The sequence below is a fragment of the Chitinophaga sp. CCNWYY40 genome, from assembly GCF_037483205.1.
GTDB classification, from domain to species: Bacteria; Bacteroidota; Bacteroidia; order Chitinophagales; family Chitinophagaceae; genus Chitinophaga; species Chitinophaga ginsengisegetis.
Map to the genome: position 1 here is coordinate 771,932 of NZ_JBBHLF010000002.1, position 19,372 is coordinate 791,303.

Here is a 19,372-nt window from a genome sequence, read left to right on the forward strand (position 1 = left end):
CTATTTTACAGAAATCAGGTTTACAAATAAACGATAGGCGCCAGGTACGCCGGCTGGCAGCTGCCTGAAAAATGACAAGCCGGTATATACATAACATCCTTTGCCATAGCGGGCAACGAGGGTAGATCCATCGAGCGGGCCTTCTCCTTTGTCGTTCATGCTGAAAGGCTTATCATATGCTTTGTCGGCATTAGCCGTGTAATATAATCCTCTTTCCTGTACCCATCCGTTAAAATCGGCGGCGGTAATTTCGTTTGGATAATGCAGCACCGGGTCTTTCGGGTTATTGAAGGTTACCATGGCATTTTCATCTGTTACCCTGTCGCGCGACAGTCCGAACGGATACGGTCCCAGGTTACCGGTTACCAGCGAGCCATTCACGTTGTATTGGATCACCAGTTTGCCGCCGTTATTTACATATTCCATCAGCTTTGGCTGCCAGTATTTCATACGTGCGTTTACGTTATAAGCACGCACACCGGTGATAATGGCATCATATTGTTGCAGGCTGCCATTCATGATATCTTTTTCGCCCAGCTCGGTTACATCGTATCCTACCTGGCGGAGCGATGCCGCCACCATATCGCCGGCACCGGGGATATATCCGAGGCGGTTGCCGTTATGTTTCAGGTTAACGGATACCAGCCTGGCCTGTGCCGGAGGGAACAGGGTGATTACGGGAATATGATCGTAGCGGATCTGCTGTAAACTTTGCGTATATTCTTTACCGTTACAGGTCATTACAACAGTAAAAGTATCTGCATGATTCTCTGCAACTCCTTTAACCGGCTTGATATCAAACCGGAGTTCCACCTCATCCCCTTTCTGTTTTAAGCTGAAGGGCTGGCTGTTGCCATCAGTAAAGCCGGCGGGTAATTGCAGGCGTACCGTTCCCTGTGTGTTATCGGCCATGGCGCGGAGTTTCACCGGCACCGACTGTGCTTTGGTATCTGTAAAAATATATACCTGGTTGCTGAGATCGGCTACTACCGGTGGCGCTATTACCAGCGGCTGGTATAGTTCTCCTTTTACCGGGTCGGTGTATTTATATTGTAAGGCGCGTGCAATGGTAAATGGTTGTCCGCCGATAGTAAGATGGATTTGCGCCTGCAGTGCAGGAATATTCTCCGGGTTGCCTACCAGCAACGGATCATTGATGATGTAAGTACCTACCGGGTGTGCGTCGGCCAGCCAATAAGGTTGCGACTCCGGCGTGTTGGCGGGTACCTGCAGTGTTTTGGAGATGCTGGTAAATTTATTGAAGGCCAGTGGCTGCGGATCACCTGCGTTGGTGTTGCCGGGCAGATCTATCTTATCCAATGTTATTTTTACCGGTCCCCTGTTGATCAGCTGCACGGTGGCTTCCATATTGGTTCCGGGCACTACGGTGGGCGATGTGCTGTATGCCTCTGCCCATAAGCCTGCGCAGGCATAAATCAGTTGCTCGGTTTCTTTCAGTTTGAGGTTGCGCCAGTATCCTTCGGGTAAAGCCTGGATGGCGCTGCGTATTTCCAGCAGGGCCGGTACGGAGGCGGCAGGATCTTCCATGTTGTAAGCGGCCAGTGCGGCGTCTACAAGGGCGCCTACTTTAGCGCCGCCGGAAATCCTTGTCCAGCTGGTATTGATATCATCGAGTAAGCTGTTTTTTGGTGTGTTACCTTTAATGGTCAGGAAGTATTCCTGCGAGGTGCCGCGGGATGCCGGTACGCCAAATCCCTGGCTCTTGTGCTGGGAGCGGCTTTCAGCGGCTATTTCCCCGAAGCCTTTTCCAAGCAATGGGTTGTAAGCGCCTACGTCTATTTTAAACTGGTCGTCGGAAGTAGTGTTTACATTGCCAAAGCTGAAGGTATTCCAGAGGATGCGTTTGGCCTGCCAGGGTTTTACTACTTTGAGCTGTTCCGGAAAGCGTTTTGGATCGGCGGCGGCGCTATACGCTTCTTCCGCCAGCATGGCCGAAGCTGTATGATGTCCGTGCCCGGCGCGACTATCGGCCGGGAAGCGGCAGATGATCACATCCGGTTGAAATTTACGGATCATATATACTACATCTCCCAGGATCTGTTCCCGGTTCCAGATGGTAAATGTTTCCTGTGGATTTTTGGAGAAGCCGAAGTCCTGCGCGCGGGTAAAGAACTGTTCCGCTCCATCAATGCGGCGTGCTGCCAGCAGTTCCTGCGTACGGATCAGGCCCAGTAATTCTGACTGTTCGTTACCTACCAGGTTTTGCCCGCCATCACCGCGGGTGAGCGACAGGTAGCCGGTGCGATACAGTTTTTCCTTTGCCAGGTAACCGAGCAAACGGGTATTTTCATCGTCCGGGTGGGCGGCAATGTATAATACGCTTCCCAGCGTATCTAACTTTTTTAATTGCAGTTTTATGTCGGCTGCGTTCCATACAGGTGAAGGCTGTGCCAATGCGGGTAAACCCAATGCTGCCAATAAAATTATAACCAGTGCGGTAGATCGTCTTATAAACATTTGGTGGTACGTGAATTTACAGATGGCCAAAAGTAATAATTAATTAGTGGGACGGGAAGATAAATATGATGAACGTAGCAGAACATAGGATAGTTGTCTTCCAGGTACATATATGAACAGTGACTGTATCAAAAACGAACAATTTAAATATATTCTAAATATACATTATTTTGGTTTATATGTGTCCCGGGCAATGGCATCCTCTTTGGAGCCATACGAACCACATATTCTCTGCTATGCTAAAAAACTACCTGACGGTTGCCTGGCGCAATCTGATCAAAGACCGCCGGTTTGCTTTTCTTAACTTAATTGGTTTATCTACGGGACTCGCCTGTGCGCTCCTGATTTATGTGTGGGTGCAGGATGAATTGAGCATTGACAAATTCCATAAGAAAGACGCCACGCTTTTCCAGGTATTGGAAAACAGGGTGCAGGCAAGCGGCATCTGGACGGCGAAATCATCTCCGGTACCTATGCCCGAAGCCTTGAAAAAAGACATGCCTGAGGTAGAATATGCCGCCTATATATCTCCCCTGAGGGCATCTACACTCTCTGTAAAAGATGATGATGGCATAAGGACTAAAGGAAAATACGCCGACAAAGATTTTTTCAATATGTTCTCTTATGATCTGATTGAGGGAAATCCGGATCAGGTGCTGGCAGATCCAACATCTATTGTGTTATCTGATGTAATGGCTACCAAATTGTTTGGCAGCTCCAAAAATGTGGTAGGTAAAACAGTAGACCATCAGCATCAGCAAAAATTTGTTGTTTCCGGTGTATTTAAGGCGCCTGATCAACATTCGTCTGAACAATTCGACTTTGTTTTACCCGTCCGTGCACTGGATATGATAAAGCAAAACGCCAATAATTGGGACAATACAGGGTATTATACGTTTATAACATTAAAGCCGGGCACCAACGTTGACAAGTTCAATGCTAAAATCGCCAACTACATTAAGGTTAAAACGAACAGTGAAATTACTTACCGTACGCCATTCATTCAGCGCTATTCAGAGAACTACCTGTATGGCCGCTATGAGAACGGTATCCAGGTGGGAGGCCGGATAGACTATGTACGCCTGTTTTCCATCATTGCCATTTTTATACTAGTGATCGCCTGTATCAATTTCATGAACCTGTCTACCGCCAAAGCATCCGGCAGAGCAAAAGAGGTAGGCATTAAAAAAGCAATGGGCGCCGGCCGTGGCACACTTATTCTTCAATATCTCGGAGAATCTATGTTAATGGCTTTTGCGTCTCTGCTGCTCGCTATTCTAATGGTGATATTGTTCCTTCCGGTTTTCAATAATATTACAGGGAAGCAGCTTTCGCTGTACCATTTTGATAAAACATTGATACTGGCAGGACTTGGCATTACACTCTTTACTGGTTTGGTAGCGGGCAGTTATCCTGCATTTCATCTTTCAGGTTTTAAGCCTGCTGCGGTATTGAAAGGAAAGATCAACGGCTCTGCAGGAGAACTGTTGATCCGGAAAGGATTGGTTGTCTTCCAATTTTCCCTCTCTATTATACTGATCGTTGCGGTATTAGTTGTTTACAGGCAGATCAGCTTTATCCAGACAAAAAATCTTGGCTACGACAGGGACCATATTGTTACGTTTCCGAGAGAAGGAAAGCTGTCGCAGTATGAGGTAAGTGAACGTTTTCTTGCTGAGGTGAAAGAGATACCGGGCGTAACAACCGCCTCAGGTATGGGGCATGGGTTGACTGGTCATAGCAGCGGTACTTCCGACGTGATATGGCCAGGAAAAGATCTGAAGGATGCCACCGAATTTGAAGTGGTACCTGTAGATTATAACCTGCTGAAAACGCTGGATATAAAAATAAAAGAAGGCCGGGATTTTTCCCGCGACTTTGGCGCAGATAGTTCCATGCTCATCTTCAACGAAGCAGCAGTGAAGTTCATGGGGATGAAAGACCCTATTGGAAAGCAGGTTAAATTATGGGGAGATAACATGCGGATTGGAGGAGTTGTGAAGGATTTTCATTTTGAATCGCTTCATGAAGAGGTAAAGCCGCTGTTTTTTCTGCTGGCTCCCCAGGACGCCAACCGCTTTATGATTAAAATACAAACAGGCCGGGAGAAAGCCGTGATAGCCAGGCTGCAGGAATTGTACCTGCAAATGAATCCAGGGTTCTCATTTGAATATAAGTTCCTGGATGAAAGATACCAGACTTTATATGCTGCAGAAAACCAGATCTCCCGGTTGTCAAAATATTTTGCAGGTCTGGCGATTCTCATCTCCTGTCTTGGTTTATTCGGACTGGCGGCCTTTACCGCGCAGCGGCGAAACAAAGAAATTGGCATCCGGAAAGTACTGGGCGCTACGGTGAGCACTATTGTGATGATGCTGTCAAAAGATTTCCTGCGACTGGTATTAATCGCTATGCTGATTGGCTTCCCCGTGGCATGGTGGGCTACTTCGCAATGGTTGAAAGGGTTTGTCTACAGCATTCATATAGATGCGGGCGTGTTTCTAATTGCTGGTATTTCAATTATCCTGCTCACCTTCCTCACCATCAGTTTCCAATCAGTGAAAGCAGCATTGGCTAACCCGGTGAAGAGTTTGAAATCCGAATAGGCGTTAACGTTAGTACATAAATAGAAAAGGCCCGGTGAGAACCACCGGGCCTTTATTTCTTCATAAGCAAAAATCCAACCAGCTCGTAAGCAAAAACCAATTATTAACAAAGGCGGTTTAGATTTAATTGTAACCTTCGTTCTGCTGGTTGCGTATGTTGGGGTTAGCATCCAGTTCTCTTTGTGGTATGGGCAATATTACTTTCGTATTAGGCCACACTACCAGTATCGTTTTGTCACTCGCCAGGTATTTGGTGAATGAACGTTTTGTTCTGATTAAGTCAAACAGCCGGTGCCCTTCAAAGGCCAGTTCCTTTCTTCTTTCCAACAGGATTGCGTCCAGGAGTGCCGGTCCGGTAACGGTTACCGGCGGCGCATTATGGTCGGCGCGTTGTGCCACCAGTTGCAGGTCAGCCTGTGCTTCCGCGGTGCTTCCAAGGTGTGCTGCTGCTTCTGCACGGATCAGGTACAATTCTGCCAGCCGCATCACTTTAATACTTTCTGTAAACGTGCTCACATCTTTGTATTTGGTAATGATGTTAGCCGGATCTTCGCCACCGTTGCCGGAGCGCTTACCCTTCTGCAGAAAATCCCTTCTTACATCTGTTGCCTGGTAAATATTGTAGATGTTATTCGTTGCGAGTACATCACCGTATCCATCCTGGCTGAACATATAACTTAAGCCATCCGTGTTCCGGTTATCTACCGGGGTATTGATGATTTCAAAAACTGTTTCATTGTTGTTGGTGATCTTAAAATCGCTCACCAGTTTTTCGTTGGGCAATAATGCGTATTTATTGGACTGGATCACTGCGTTCGCGTAAGTGGCGGCGCCCTGCCAGTCTTCTTTATACAACAATATCCTCGACAACAACGCTTTGGCAGAATACACATTAATACGTCCGGAAGAGAAAGCGGTGCTTTTGCTTTCTTCGAACCTGCTGATCGCCGTGGTGAGGTCGCGGATGATTTGCGCATACGTATCTTTTATACTGCTGCGTGAGGGCGACTGTACCGAATCCACGTTGGTGATGGTCACAATAGGAATTCCCATGTGAGTGGCGCCGGGTGTATAATTATACGGTTGCGCAAACATGCGCGCTATATCAAAGAACACCTGCGCCCGCAATGCGTATGCTTCTGCCACAATCTGTTTTGCCTCTGTGCTGTCGGCGGCCGATGGTAACAGGGAAATGTAAGGCCCTTTCATAATTACCATATTGGCATTGGCTACCACAGCATATAACTGGTTCCATGAATCGGTAGTATACTGATCGTTGGCCGTAACAATATACTGGTCCTGGTTGCGATACCGGTTGCTGTTGATGACGCTGATAAAACCATTGTCGGACCGGAGATCCGGCAGCAGCGGCATGGTACGTCCATAATAATTTTCATTCTGCATCAGCGAATACACGCCGTTAATGGCTGCCCGCAGTCCGGGCAGGTCGGTAATAGCGCGGCCTGTTTCTGTTGACTGATCCGGCTTCTGATCAAGGAAATCCTTGCTGCAGGCGCCGAGTAAGCCAGCCAGTAATATCAGTACCCCGTATATATATTTCTTTTGCATGAATACCTTAAAAGTTTACATCCAATCCTACCAGGAAGGTTTTAAATACCGGCGGACGCTGGTCGTAATCCCCTGTTACCGGTACTTCCGGGTCCATGGTGAGATACTTGTCTTTTACATACGTCCATAAATTATTGCCGCGTACATATATTTTCACTTCGTTGATGTTGGCTTTCCTTAACCAGTTTTGTTGCAGGTTGTAAGCCAGCATCACATCCCTCAGCCGGATGAAACTGCCGTCGTACAGGAACCTGGACGAGCTTTGGTTGCTTAACCCCGATTGTGTGCCACCGAATACTACTTTGGGTACGTTGGTGATATCACCGGGTTTCTGCCAGCGGTTTTCGTAGATGAGGCGCGACATTTTTGCGCCGCCGCCAAATCCCCCGCTGCCGTCTGATTCTGTGAATGTGCCCCAGTTGTCGTATACTTTATTTCCCCAGTTATAAAAGAACTGGAAGCTCAGATCAAATCCTTTGTAGCTGAAATAGTTGGTAACGCCGCCATAAAATTTTGGCAGGGCGCTTCCCTGGTTAAACCGTTGCGCTTCGCCGTAAGAGTTGGTGGTAGTGGTTTTAGACGCATCTTTATACCACAGTGCTTCACCGGTTTTCGGATCGGCTCCTGCAAATCCTACCAGGAAAAACTGGTAGAAATCAGTACCTACTTCCCTTTTGTACGGCACGCTGGTAATCGGATTATCCAGCCGGGTAATTTTATTATTCAGCGTAGAGATGTTGGCATCTGTACGCCATGAGAATTCATTTTCATTTTTTGCGATGATGTTGCGGGAGGAAAGAGATATTTCCCAGCCGTTGTTTTTCATCTCTCCGTTATTTCTAAAAACAGTGGTAATACCATTTGCAGAAGATACCGGTACATTAAGCAGTAGCCGTGAAGTGGTTCTGTTATAATATTCCACCGTACCGGACAACCTGTTTTTAAGCAGGGCAAAATCGAGTCCTATATTAAATGGCCTGTTCTGCTCCCATGTAAGGAAGGGATTGGGGTATTGCGTAAGCACATACCCCGGTTTCCCGTCATAATCATTTGCCGGACTATACAGCGACAATGAAGCATAGTTATCAATAGCCTGGTTTCCGTTGCTGCCGTAGCTCGCTCTTATCTTTAGTTCGTTAATAACGTTTACATTCTGGAGGAATGGCTCGCGGTAGATATTCCACGCGGTTCCGATGGACCAGAATGCGGCACTTCTTTTCTGACGGCCAAACCTCGAAGAGGCGTCTCTCCGGATGGAGGCTGTCAGGTAATATTTCTGTTTGTAATCGTAGCTGTTATTCAGAAACAGTCCTGTTAATGAATTGGCGCTGGATACAGAGGATACACTTTCCGGTTTGGAGGCGTCTGCCAGCAGTTGCAGATCCGGCAGCAGGTTAGATGCTGCTGACGCGTTGCCGCTGTTGGTAGTTTTCTGCGCTTCGTATCCTACAAAAGTGTTGATCCCGTGGTAACCCCATCTCCTGTTGAACCGCAGGATATTGGTAGATACCCAGTTGTTCCACAGGCTGTTGTTCACCGATACCCAGCCATTGGTATTTCTTCCATCCCCGAATCCCGGTGCAAAAAATGAATTGCTGCGGGCGTAGTTCAGGTCGAGACTGATCTTCGTTTCAAAGGAAAGAAAATCAGTGAAGGCGTATTTGGCGCCGGCGCCTCCGAGCAGGCCATAGATGGTACCTGTGCGGGTATCGCCATTCAGTACGGCCACCGGGTTAAAGGTGTTGTTGTAGCTGAAGTCGTAGCTGCCATCTGCGTTATAAATTTTCAGCCACGGTTGCAAACGAACGAGTGAGCGTACCGGGTTGGCCATCAGTCCTACATCTCCTACTGCGTTTGCGCGCTGGTAGGATAACGACAGGTTAACGTCGAACGATAAGCGGTTGGTGGCCTGGTTGCTCAGGTTGAGCTTACCCGTCATACGTTTATAGTCCACTCCTTTCAGGGCTGATTTGGAATCATATAAGCCGCCGGAAACATAAAATTTTGTTTTATTACTTCCGCCTGCGGCAGATAGATTAGCCTGTGTATAGCTTCCGTGGCGTGTTAGCACATCGATCCAGTTGGTATTAACGGTAGTATCCACACCACGTGCGCGGAGTTCCCGTTGAAAACCTGCTTCGCCGGTGCCATCTGCTTTGTGCGCCCATCCTTCACGGAGGAGTTCCATCATCTCTTTGGTATTGAGCGGATAGTTGGCCTGCGGAATGGTGAGCTGGTTGCTGCCTCTTTGTACGGTTGCGCTGATCTTTGTTCTGCCCAGGCTACCGGTTTTCGTTGTAATTAATATTACGCCGTTGGCAGCGCGGGAGCCATAGATCGACGCAGAAGCTGCATCTTTTAAAACAGAGATAGAAGCGATATCAGCGCTGTTAATTCCTGCGAGGGAATTAACATTATAATCGGTGAGGTTGTCTGTTACCACAGGTGTGCCGTCTACCACGTAAAGTGGCGAGCTGCCTGCGGTAATAGAACCTATACCACGTATGTGAATACTGGGTATGGATCCGGGCTGGCCGGAACCATTGGTAGATTGTAAGCCGGGTACATTGCCTTGTAAGCTTTCCTGGAAGCTGCTACGGGGCGCTTTATCATACAATGAAGCACTTACCATAGTAGCTGAACCTGTCAAAGAACTTTTTGTTTGCACGCCATAAGCCACTACCACCACTTCGTTCAATCCTTTGGAATCGTCTTTCAGCATGATGTTGAGAGGAGCGGTATTGTTTACCGTTACCCGCTGTTCTTCATAACCGATGAAAGAACAGATCAACGTTGCTGAGGAAGGCGCTTCCATATGGAATGTTCCATTCTCATCTGTAGTAGTTCCCTTATTGAGCCCTGCAATACGCAAACTCACACCTGGCAGCGGATGTCCGAAAACATCTGTTACCGTTCCGTTGATACTGATATTCCTGATCTCTTTGTTTTCAGGCGCTATTGCCACAAGGGTGGCAGAAAGCTGCTTAAATGTGAGGCCGGTGTTTTTCAGTATCTTCTTTAAAATATCTTCAGTCGAAGCATTGGTTTCATTCACCGACACTTTTTTTCCTGCCGGAATAAGATCGTTGCGATACACAAAACGGTAACCGCTTTTCTTTTCGATCATCTTCAGCAGCCGTGTCAATGGCAATGAATCTGCTTTGATGGAAATGCGACGATCCTGTTGACCGAAGACATTCCCCGTTATTTGCAAACAGGTAATAAGAATAATAAAGGACACCAGTTTCATTATCAGTACAACTTTTCCCTATGTTTTTAGACGCAAAAGGATTGCATAATGTATGATTTTTTTCCATACATTTAGGTTGTAAAAGGTCATAAAACTACGACAGGACTACATTGCCAAGTGAAGCTAACTGCCGTTTGATCTCAACAAAAGGGGTAAATGTTTGCAGCATTTGCCCTTTTTTTTATCTGAGAGGTATCGATTTTCTATTGACTTTCCCCCTTTACTGGGTAATAAATACTTCATTGCTTACTATCCTGCAATGAAATGATGTTGTAACCTTCAGCGCTTCCAGCACTTCTGAAAACGATTCATTTTTAAAAGTGGCGGTGAAATGGTAGTCTTTTAACTTGTTACCGTTGAGATGGATTTTAATACCATACCAGCGTTCCATTTTCAGCGCAATATCTTCGAAGTTGTCGTTGTCGAACACGAGGTAGTTGTCGCACCAGGCGGTTTCCGCCACCATGCTGTCCTGCGCGTTACTGCGAATATTTTCTACCTTATAGCCTGCTATGAGGTTGGGTTGGGTCAGTTTATCTGCTGGTGTGTGGTGTAAGATGATCTTTTGATTAGGCGCCAGTTTCACGTTCCTTTCCACGCCATCATTCAGTGTTACTTCCACTGCGCCGGTGATCAGCGTAGCTTCCGTGGTATGATCCCCTGTGTATGCTTTTACATTAAAGGAGGTGCCCAATACTTTGATATCCATTTTGGAAGTATGGATAGAAAAAGGTTTGGCTGCATTCTTCGCTACATCAAAAAACGCTTCTCCTTCCAAAGTAACTTCCCGGTTGCCCAGGTTGTTCATATCAGGATCATAGGTTAAACGGCTGCCGCCATTGAGCCATACTTCCGTTCCATCGGGCAATTGTGCCCGGGAGCGGGAGCCATCGCGGGTATAAATGGCCGCCATCGCTGCTTTTCCGGCTTTTTGCGGATACTTTACTGATAAGAGATAAATACAATAGCCTCCCAGTACCACTACCAGTATAGAAAGAACAGCCACCCATTTGCGGAAATTCCTTCTTACTCTTTTAACGGGTAATTCTTCCTGTGGAAACTCCTGTTGCATTCTTTCCAGGTGTTTATCCAATGCACGTTCCGTTCTGGTTTCCCATTCTGTATTGCTGGCTGGCTGCGGCCAGTTGCTTAATACGGATAATTTATATCTCAGATCCGGGTCTTTCTGCAATGATGCTTCCAGTTCACGCAACTCCTCCATCGTGGCCTCGCCCGATACTTTCCTTCCCATCAAAAGCCATATTCTTTCCTGTTCCATGTGTATGATACAAAAGCATGATTATATAGAAGGACAAGTAAATTGAAAGAATCTACTACTCCGTCTAAAAAAAAATTTAAATTATTTTGTTTTGATGAAGGAGAGGTTAATTACCTCGCTGATTTTTTTGAGTGCCTGGGCCATGTGCACATCAATGGTGTTCACAGAAATATCGAGGATCTGGGCTACCTCTTTATATTTAAGACCATCTTCGCGGATCAGTTTAAAGATCATCTTCCTTTTGGGCGGGAGTGCGTTTACGGCGGCTTCTATCCTTTTCACCATTTCCCCGGAAATGAAGATCTGTTCCGGTGTGGCGTAGCTCACGCTGATGTCTACCGTTACTTCATCGAGACTGAAGTGCTGGGTGCGGGCTGCCTTATTTAAGTAGTTGAGGGCAATATTTTTAGTGGATACATAGAGGTATACCCGGAGGTTATCTACCTGGAGCAGGCGTTCCCGTTGCTTCCAGACGTTCATAAACACATCTGACGCAATTTCTTCCGCAGACTCCCAGGACTTCACAATGGAAAAGGCAAACTGACTCAGCGGCTTGTAAAACAACCTGAACAATGCTTTATAAGCCTGTTCATCCCCTAGAGATGCCACCCGTTCCACCAGTAGCTGTATATTAGCTTCTTCCCTCAATGATTTGGTTTTTGGTTGAAAGTTGATCCCTAAAGATAATACAGATTTTTTTTTAATTTGATCTTGTCTTACATCTTTTTTTGTATAATATGAATTGATTCTAAAGTATATAGGCTTTTCTGCTTTATTACCGCACTACTTTTTAAACATAAAATACACGGCACCGATGAGGAAGAAAAACGATACGAGGTAATTCCATCTCAGGGGTTCTTTAAGGAAAGTGACCGCGAAGATGCTGAAAACGGTGAGGGTGATTACTTCCTGGATGGTTTTGAGCTGGAAGCCGCTAAAACCCTCCTGGGCGCCATAACGGTTGGCAGGCACCATAAAGCAGTATTCAAAGAAAGCAATGCCCCAGCTGATGAGGATTACCTTCCAGAGGGCCACATCCTGGTGTTTGAGGTGGCCATACCAGGCGAAAGTCATGAAAGTATTGGAGACTGTGAGCAGGATAATGGTGCGCATGTGTGATTTAAAATTTGCGCAAAACTATTATTTTTTCATTGATAGTGCATGGATAGTGCATTAATAGTGCATGAGGAGTCCATGAGGAGTCCATGGGAACAGTATGGATAGTCCATGAGATACGCATGTGCGACGCATGTCCTACGCACTGGAGAAGTATGGGGTAAAGCGGATGTTGTCTTACTCAGGATTAACCTGATTATACTGATTTAGGGATTTGATCACTTTGGATTTAAAAGATTTGAGGAGATGTAAGCAGATATAGACGATGTATTGGATTTATTATAATATAATTAAGAGTACTTCTTTGTGCTAACCAATAGCTCCCGTACATCTACGTCTAATGCAGCAGCGATTTCAAATAAGGATTCAATGGTAGGCTGCATTGTATTGGTACACCATTTTGAAACGGTGGTTATGCTTACTCCCAGCTCTTTTGCCAACCAGTTGTTACTCCTCCCCGTCTCGACAATCATTATTTTGATCCGGTTAAATGTCTTTTCAGGCATCAATCTACATTTTGTACACTAAAGATAACAAAATGTAGTTCTTTTAAAGGCATATATTAATTACAAAGAAATAAATATAATCCTATAGACCACTTTTATTAATTATTAATTAATAATTATTACCTTTAAGTAAACATTCAACCATGCAATCTCCGTTAACCATCTTTGTTTTTAACCAAAATCCGTTTCGCCTATCCGAAGAAGAATATCATTCTCCGGAAACAGTCCTGAAAAACTACTTTGAGCTATTTGGGCCGGGCGAAACCAACGATATCCTCTCCTCTGTACAAACCGAAGCCCTTACAAACCCTGGCAGTCCCTATAGCGCTGTGAGTGAGCGAATGAAAGTGATGTCCTGCTTTACGGAGCTATACCGGCTTATAGAGGCCGCCTTTGTCATCTCCCAAAAAAAATAAGAACACATTAGCTGCTAACCCAACATTATTTCTCCCCCAAATCAGAAAAAAAATAAAATCAGCGTAATCAATCTAATCCGTCTAATCCCGGGAAAGACAACCTCCGCGCACAAAAAAAAAGAGGGACCGTAAGAGGCCCCCCTGCATCAAACCAAAATGGGTTTTCCATCATGGGCTGATTTTGTGTTGTTGGTTGCTATTTCATTATTAAAAACTATTGTTCTAATTTGATTTCGCCCAGATCGGTAGCTTTACCGTCTTCAACTTTTACATCTTTGATCACGGCATTTTTGTAAGGGCTTTTACCGAGAATAGTAATGGTGTAAGCACCTGCTTTTGCAGCCGGGATAGTGAATGCACCCTGGGAGATAGCGCCTTTCAGCTTATCTGTACCATTGTCTGCTTCTACTTCGGTAGCACTGTCGGCAGGAGTGATTTTACCAGTGATAGAACCACCTTCTACAGCCAGTACTTTCAGGGAATCTTTACCTTGTAAAGAATCTACCTTCTGTAATGAGTCGATTCCGGTTAAAGAATCTACCTGCAAGGAATCCATTCCACTCAGGGAATCTACCTGTAAGGAGTCCATTCTCTGCAATGAGTCAATTCCGCTCAGGGAATCTACTTTCTGGAGAGAATCGATTCCCATTAAGGAATCTACTGTCATTAAGGAATCAAATCCTTTTAAAGAATCCAGGCGCTGTAATGAATCAACACTGAAAACCTTTACTGAATCAAGGCTAACAAGGGAATCTGTTGCAATTGAATCTACCATTGCGGCAGTGCTGTCTACAGATTTTACTGCGGTTACATCAGCACTTTTAAAAGCAGACATTCCGATTACCATTGTTGCTAAAGCGAGCGTTCCTACAATTGATTTTTTCATGGCATCAATTTTTGTATGGTTAATATTTATGATGAATATCCCCGGCCCGGATGAATGTGCATGGTTTTTGTTATATGCCCTCATCGTTGGCTGCCGTATAATAACAATACATCCGACAATTCACTTACCATTAGTCAAAGAAATGTTAAAGTGAAAAAAAGAATTATGAGACAGTATACTGGCTGCTTTCGTAATTAGTAATTTTAAAAATTATCTTCGCACTACGGAAACAAGACAAAAGATCAAAAGCATGTTGCAATTGAGTAACGACGAAATAGTAAAAGGCATCCGGAGCAGAAACAAAGATGTATTCGAAACTGTTTTTAAACAGTTCGCCCCTTCTATGTATAATATAGCTGTCCGGTATGTAAAAGATGAAGACGACGCGAATGATATGGTACAGGATGTTTTCCTCAACTTGTGGAAAGGTGCGGAAAACCTGGATGAAAGAGCCCCTATTAATCATTATCTCGCAAGGGCTACTGTTAACACCTGTTTAAACCGCATAAAAAAAGAACAACGGAAGGAAGTATACGCCAAGGAGCAAATGCAAACCGCCAGCCCCTCAGAAAATAATCATTCCCTGCTGGAACATAAGGAACTGGAAGCCAAATACCGCTCTGCCCTGGAGAAATTACCGGAACAATGCCGCCGTGTTTTTGAAATGAGCCGCCTGAAAGGCTTGTCGCCAGCCGAAATCGCCGAACAACTGAATATCTCTATCAATACAGTATACGCCCATTTGACCACAGCTTTAAAACGATTGCGGGTAGACCTTATTAATAAGTCGTAGGATGCGCCCGAAATTTTTTTTATTATCGCTTAATGGTATAACGTTCCCTGGTTGTATTACTAATAAGAAGCCATGAATAATCAAACAGACATAGATATAGTGATCCGTTACCTGGAAGATCCGGACAATGAGCAGCACAAAATGCAGCTCAACGAATGGATTCAACAGGATGCTGGTAACCTGGACATCTTCCTGGATATGAAAGGCATGTGGCACGGCGATCCGCTCCCTGCTGCCTCTGCTTTCGACACCCAGGGACAATGGCAGGCACTGGATACCATGCTGGATAAGGTCCCTGTAGCTGCTGCGCTTCCTGCACAAAAGAAAAATACCCGCGTAATCAGGATGGACCGCAGGTACTGGTGGGCCGCCGCCGCTGTGCTGCTTATTGCAGGCACCTGGACCTGGCTCGGACCCGGCGGGTATAAAACCTACGCCACCGCCCAGCAACAGGATAGTTTGCGCCTGCCCGACGGTTCTATGCTCTACCTCAACGCTCATACACAGGTACGCTATGCCCGAGGATTTGGAAAAGATAACAGACAAATTAAAATAGATAAAGGAGAAGCCTTTTTTGATGTTACCAAAAACGACGCCCTCCCCTTCATTGTAAATGCCCCCGAAGTAGAAGTACAGGTACTCGGTACGGCCTTCAACGTAAAAGCCGCCAACAGTGGCGTTAAAGTATTTGTGCAGTCAGGAAAAGTAAGCGCCGCCTACAAAGGCACAGAGAAAAAGGTAATCCTTACCCCCGGTGTGGAAGCCTCTCTGAAACATAATGGCAGCGAAATAGATACCCGTACCCATAAAAAGAACAACAATATTCTGGCCTGGAAAACCCGGACCTTAACATTCGATGATACCCCGCTCACAGAAGTGGCGGACGCCCTCGAAGATTTTTATAATGTACAGATCAAGATCAGCAATCAGCAACTGGCTGATAAAAAACTGCTGGCTACCTTCCCCAACATGTCGCTGGACGAAGTACTGGACATTATGAGAAAAACCCTTCAAATTAACATTTCGCATAAAAACGACCTGGTAGACATCTACTAATACGCGCCTGACTTTTTATTTATGCAGCAATTATTGCTACAGGCGCGTATCTCCAATTCCAGGTTTGGACGCGTGCCTGATTTTATTTTCGTTGTTATCCTGGTACTGGCCAATGCTGTAGCTATGGCCCAGAATACTAATGCCCCTCCCAAAAAGGTTTCCCTTCAGTTTACAAATGCCAGCCTGAAAACCGTGATCCGGGAAATAGAAAAACAAACAAAGTATACCTTTGCTATTTCTTCCGGAGAACTGGAAACCCGCCAGGGCGTTAGCTTACACGTTCACAACAGTCCCCTCCTGGAAGTACTGCCCAAGATATTCCCTCCTGCAAAATATAAAGTAGAGATAAAAGACGGACAAATTATCGTTATCCCGCTCAACGCCACTGCAGCAGATCTTACGCCTCCTCCCAATACTAATCCCAACCCTGATAAATGGACCGTTACCGGCTCCGTATCAGACGGTATGCAGCCTTTAAGCGGCGTATCTATCCGGGAAAAAGGCACTACTAACGGTACCGCCACTACGGAGAACGGCAACTTCAAAGTAGACCTGGCCAACGGACAGGCCATCCTCCAGGTATCGCTGATTGGCTTTGAAACCAAAGAGATTGCCGTAAGGGACAGAAGAAATATATCCGTATTGCTGCAACCCGACCTGCGCAAGCTCAACGAGCTGGTGGTACTGGGTTATGGCCTGCAGAAACGCGCCAACATCACCGGCGCCATTGCGCAGGTAGACGGCGTACGGCTCAGAAGCCGACCCGTAGCCAACGTCATGGCGGCTTTGCAGGGCACTGCCACCGGGCTGGTGGTAACGCGCAGTAACGGGCAGCCTGGCCGCGAAGGCTTTAACATACAGGTACGCGGCGTGGGTTCTTCCTCCGGTAGCAATACCCCCGTGATCATCGATGGCGTACCCGGTTCCCTCGCCGTAATTAATCCGGACGACATAGAATCAGTATCCATCCTGAAAGATGCGGCGGCCGCCTCTATTTATGGCGCCCGTGGCGCCGGCGGCGTAGTACTGGTTACCACCCGCACCGGTAAACCCGGCAAACTGAAAGTGGATTTCAATACCCTCGGCGGGTTTGAAACTCCCATCCGGTTGCCCAACCGGCTGCCCTCCTGGCAATCAGCCGCCATGCAGAACACGGCCGCTGAAAATGCCGGTCAAACCGCTCCCTGGGACCCTATGGAAATAGATTTGATGAAGAAAGGGAACCATTATGCGATCGACTATCAAAACCCTGATTACTACAAATACTATTATAACTACAATCCTTTACCGGTGCTTACCAAAAGCAGAACCGGCATCGAAAACTATAACCTGTCGGTAAAAGGCGGCGATAGTTCCAACCAGTTCTCTGCATCCCTGGGCTACTTCGGGCGGCAGGGACTATTTGCTGTTGGACCGGACCGTACCCATCGTGTGAACGCCCGGGTGAATATGAACAACCGCTTCAGTAAACACTTCAGCCTGGAAACACGGCTGTCTTATGCACAAACCAATACCTTCTCCCCTTCACAGCCGGTGGAAGGCCCTAACGGCTTGCTGGCAGGCATTTTCCGCGGACCAGGCAACGTGCCGGTGTATGTACCCAATACCAGCAACTACGCCTATGGCGGCGCACCGGGATACGCTGTTTTAGAAGATGGCGGTGAGCGCGATGAAAAGAATAATTATATAGATGCAGTATTTACGCTGCGGGCCGACAGCCTCGCAAAAGGACTCACCCTCCGGCTTATTTACAGTCCGCAGAAACACACCCTGCAGGACAACCTGGGCCGCAATACCATTGCCTTGTGGAACCGTGTGGATACCGCCATGCTCATACAGCCGCATAACATGCTGCAGAAAAGCAAGCTGGAAGCAAAAGGCGGTAACCTCCAGCTGCTGGCCGACTACGATATAAAAGAAGATAAACATAATATTCACCTGCTCGGCGGCGCCACACAGGAAACTTATAATACCACGCAAAATACAGCTGCATCTTATAATATCAGTCAGGCTGAAATCAATTCCAATCACTTTAATAACGCTCCCGAATACACGCAGTTACTGGCTGCCAGCGGTTCTTTACTGTCGATATTCGGTAAGATGAGCTATAACTACGACAACCGCTACTTACTGGAAGCAAACCTCATCGCATCGCGGTTATCACAGTACAGTACTTCCTTTGTTGGCGGCGAACAGTGGCAGGCGTTCCCGTCGTTTTCCGCCGGCTGGCGCCTGAACAACGAAACCTGGTTTAACCGCGCGTTGCCTTTTTTCAATGAGTTCAAACTGAGGTGGTCATGGGGCAGATTGGGGAATATCAACAGCTGGAACAGTATCCCCAACGATGAACGGTTACAAACTTTCAGCTTTAATACCCTGCCGCGTTTTCTGCCATTTGCATATAAGAACCCCATCATCCAGGCACAGGGATGGGAAAACATTTCCACCAATAACTACGGCTGGGATGCTACCTTATTCAGAGGCAGGCTGACGATTGCCGCAGATTACTTTATTAAACATAACCGGGACATGCAGATCCCGGTACTGACCGCCTCCACAGACGGCGCCTGGCCGCTGGACTTTCACCGTGGCGAAATGAAAACCTGGGGCTGGGAAATCAATGTGGGCTGGCGGGACGACCAGGGGCCCTTTACCTGGTATATTAGCGGGAACCTCTTTAACAGCCGGAATAAAGTACTGAGGAATAATGATGTGGCGCCGCAGGCAGGCTGGAACCAGGGCATTGCCGGGTATCCTTACTCCTCCCTGTTTGGCTACGAGTCTGATGGCTACTTCCAGTCGGCCGCTGAAGTGAGCGCACACGCCTTCCAGCATGAAAACACGGGTCCGGGTGATCTCCGCTACAAAGACATCAACGGCGACAACAAAATAGACAATGCCGACCTGGTATACCTGGGCAGTACCGATCCGCAGCTCTCCTACGGCATAGATGCGGGCTTTGCCTGGAAAGGGTTTGACTTCTCTGTTTTCTTCCAGGGGGTAGCTCACCGCAAGGTGATGCCCGATCCGCGCTATAATCTTCCTTTTACCGCCAACTGGCAGCAGCCCTGGGATATCAACCAGGACTACTGGACGCCGGAAAATCCCGATGCGTTATTTCCACGGCTGTATCTCAACGATCAGCAGAATACCGCCCCTTCCTCGCACTGGGCGATGAATGGCGCCTATATCCGGCTGAAAAACCTGCAGGTAGGTTATACCTTACCGGCCAGCTGGCTAAAGAAAATATGGATTACTAACCTGCGTATTTATTTCTCCGGACAGGACTTATGGGAAACCACTAAAATGAAGATTAAATATTATGATCCGGAACAGGCAGGAGGCTATAACGGGAACGTATATCCGTTTTTCAGATCATATACACTGGGGTTGACTGTTGGCTTCTGATTTGGCGGG

13 protein-coding genes are annotated in these 19,372 nt (G+C 46.7%); 5 read left to right on the forward strand and 8 right to left on the reverse strand.

Features of this window, described 5'->3' with window-relative positions; translation table 11 throughout:
• Complete coding sequence (locus V7S65_RS08850) at positions 1-2,478, reverse strand: PIG-L family deacetylase (protein WP_336388522.1); 2,478 nt, start codon at positions 2,476-2,478, stop codon at positions 1-3.
• A gap of 236 nt (positions 2,479-2,714) precedes the next feature.
• On the opposite strand from V7S65_RS08850, the gene V7S65_RS08855 reads away from it, so the two are divergent.
• The gene (locus tag V7S65_RS08855) at positions 2,715-5,084 is read left to right on the forward strand and encodes an ABC transporter permease (RefSeq protein WP_336388521.1); all 2,370 of its coding nucleotides are present in this window, start codon (positions 2,715-2,717) and stop codon (positions 5,082-5,084) included.
• A gap of 123 nt (positions 5,085-5,207) precedes the next feature.
• On the opposite strand, the gene V7S65_RS08860 is transcribed toward V7S65_RS08855, so the two are convergent.
• From V7S65_RS08860 to V7S65_RS08885, 6 genes are all read right to left on the reverse strand, one after another.
• On the reverse strand, positions 5,208-6,653 hold the full coding sequence (locus V7S65_RS08860) for a RagB/SusD family nutrient uptake outer membrane protein (protein ID WP_336388520.1): 1,446 nt from the start codon (positions 6,651-6,653) through the stop codon (positions 5,208-5,210).
• Positions 6,654-6,660: 7 nt separating this feature from the next.
• Positions 6,661-9,903 (reverse strand): SusC/RagA family TonB-linked outer membrane protein, encoded by a 3,243-nt coding sequence (locus tag V7S65_RS08865; RefSeq protein ID WP_336388519.1) that lies wholly within the window; start codon positions 9,901-9,903, stop codon positions 6,661-6,663.
• Between the two features lie 220 nt (positions 9,904-10,123).
• The gene (locus tag V7S65_RS08870) at positions 10,124-11,155 is read right to left on the reverse strand and encodes a FecR family protein (protein WP_336388518.1); all 1,032 of its coding nucleotides are present in this window, start codon (positions 11,153-11,155) and stop codon (positions 10,124-10,126) included.
• A gap of 108 nt (positions 11,156-11,263) precedes the next feature.
• Positions 11,264-11,830, reverse strand: coding sequence for an RNA polymerase sigma factor (locus V7S65_RS08875; RefSeq protein WP_227024536.1), 567 nt, complete (start codon positions 11,828-11,830; stop codon positions 11,264-11,266).
• Between the two features lie 135 nt (positions 11,831-11,965).
• Positions 11,966-12,295, reverse strand: a complete 330-nt coding sequence (locus V7S65_RS08880; RefSeq protein WP_079471959.1) for a DMT family protein — start codon at positions 12,293-12,295, stop codon at positions 11,966-11,968.
• 293 nt (positions 12,296-12,588) lie between these two features.
• Entirely contained in the window at positions 12,589-12,804 is a 216-nt protein-coding gene (locus V7S65_RS08885; RefSeq protein ID WP_336388517.1) for a helix-turn-helix transcriptional regulator, read from the reverse strand.
• A gap of 143 nt (positions 12,805-12,947) precedes the next feature.
• On the opposite strand from V7S65_RS08885, the gene V7S65_RS08890 reads away from it, so the two are divergent.
• The gene (locus tag V7S65_RS08890; RefSeq protein WP_111578219.1) at positions 12,948-13,220 is read left to right on the forward strand and encodes a hypothetical protein; all 273 of its coding nucleotides are present in this window, start codon (positions 12,948-12,950) and stop codon (positions 13,218-13,220) included.
• A gap of 214 nt (positions 13,221-13,434) precedes the next feature.
• On the opposite strand, the gene V7S65_RS08895 is transcribed toward V7S65_RS08890, so the two are convergent.
• A complete protein-coding gene (locus tag V7S65_RS08895) occupies positions 13,435-14,106 on the reverse strand; it encodes a hypothetical protein (protein ID WP_133256188.1) in 672 nt (223 codons plus the stop codon).
• Between the two features lie 250 nt (positions 14,107-14,356).
• Between V7S65_RS08895 and V7S65_RS08900 the strand changes: the two genes are divergently transcribed.
• From V7S65_RS08900 to V7S65_RS08910, 3 genes are all read left to right on the forward strand, one after another.
• On the forward strand, positions 14,357-14,899 hold the full coding sequence (locus V7S65_RS08900; protein WP_336388516.1) for an RNA polymerase sigma-70 factor: 543 nt from the start codon (positions 14,357-14,359) through the stop codon (positions 14,897-14,899).
• Positions 14,900-14,971: 72 nt separating this feature from the next.
• A complete protein-coding gene (locus tag V7S65_RS08905; RefSeq protein ID WP_336388515.1) occupies positions 14,972-15,955 on the forward strand; it encodes a FecR family protein in 984 nt (327 codons plus the stop codon).
• A 21-nt stretch (positions 15,956-15,976) separates the two neighbouring features.
• The gene (locus tag V7S65_RS08910) at positions 15,977-19,363 is read left to right on the forward strand and encodes a SusC/RagA family TonB-linked outer membrane protein (RefSeq protein WP_336388514.1); all 3,387 of its coding nucleotides are present in this window, start codon (positions 15,977-15,979) and stop codon (positions 19,361-19,363) included.
• Positions 19,364-19,372: the final 9 nt, after the last annotated feature.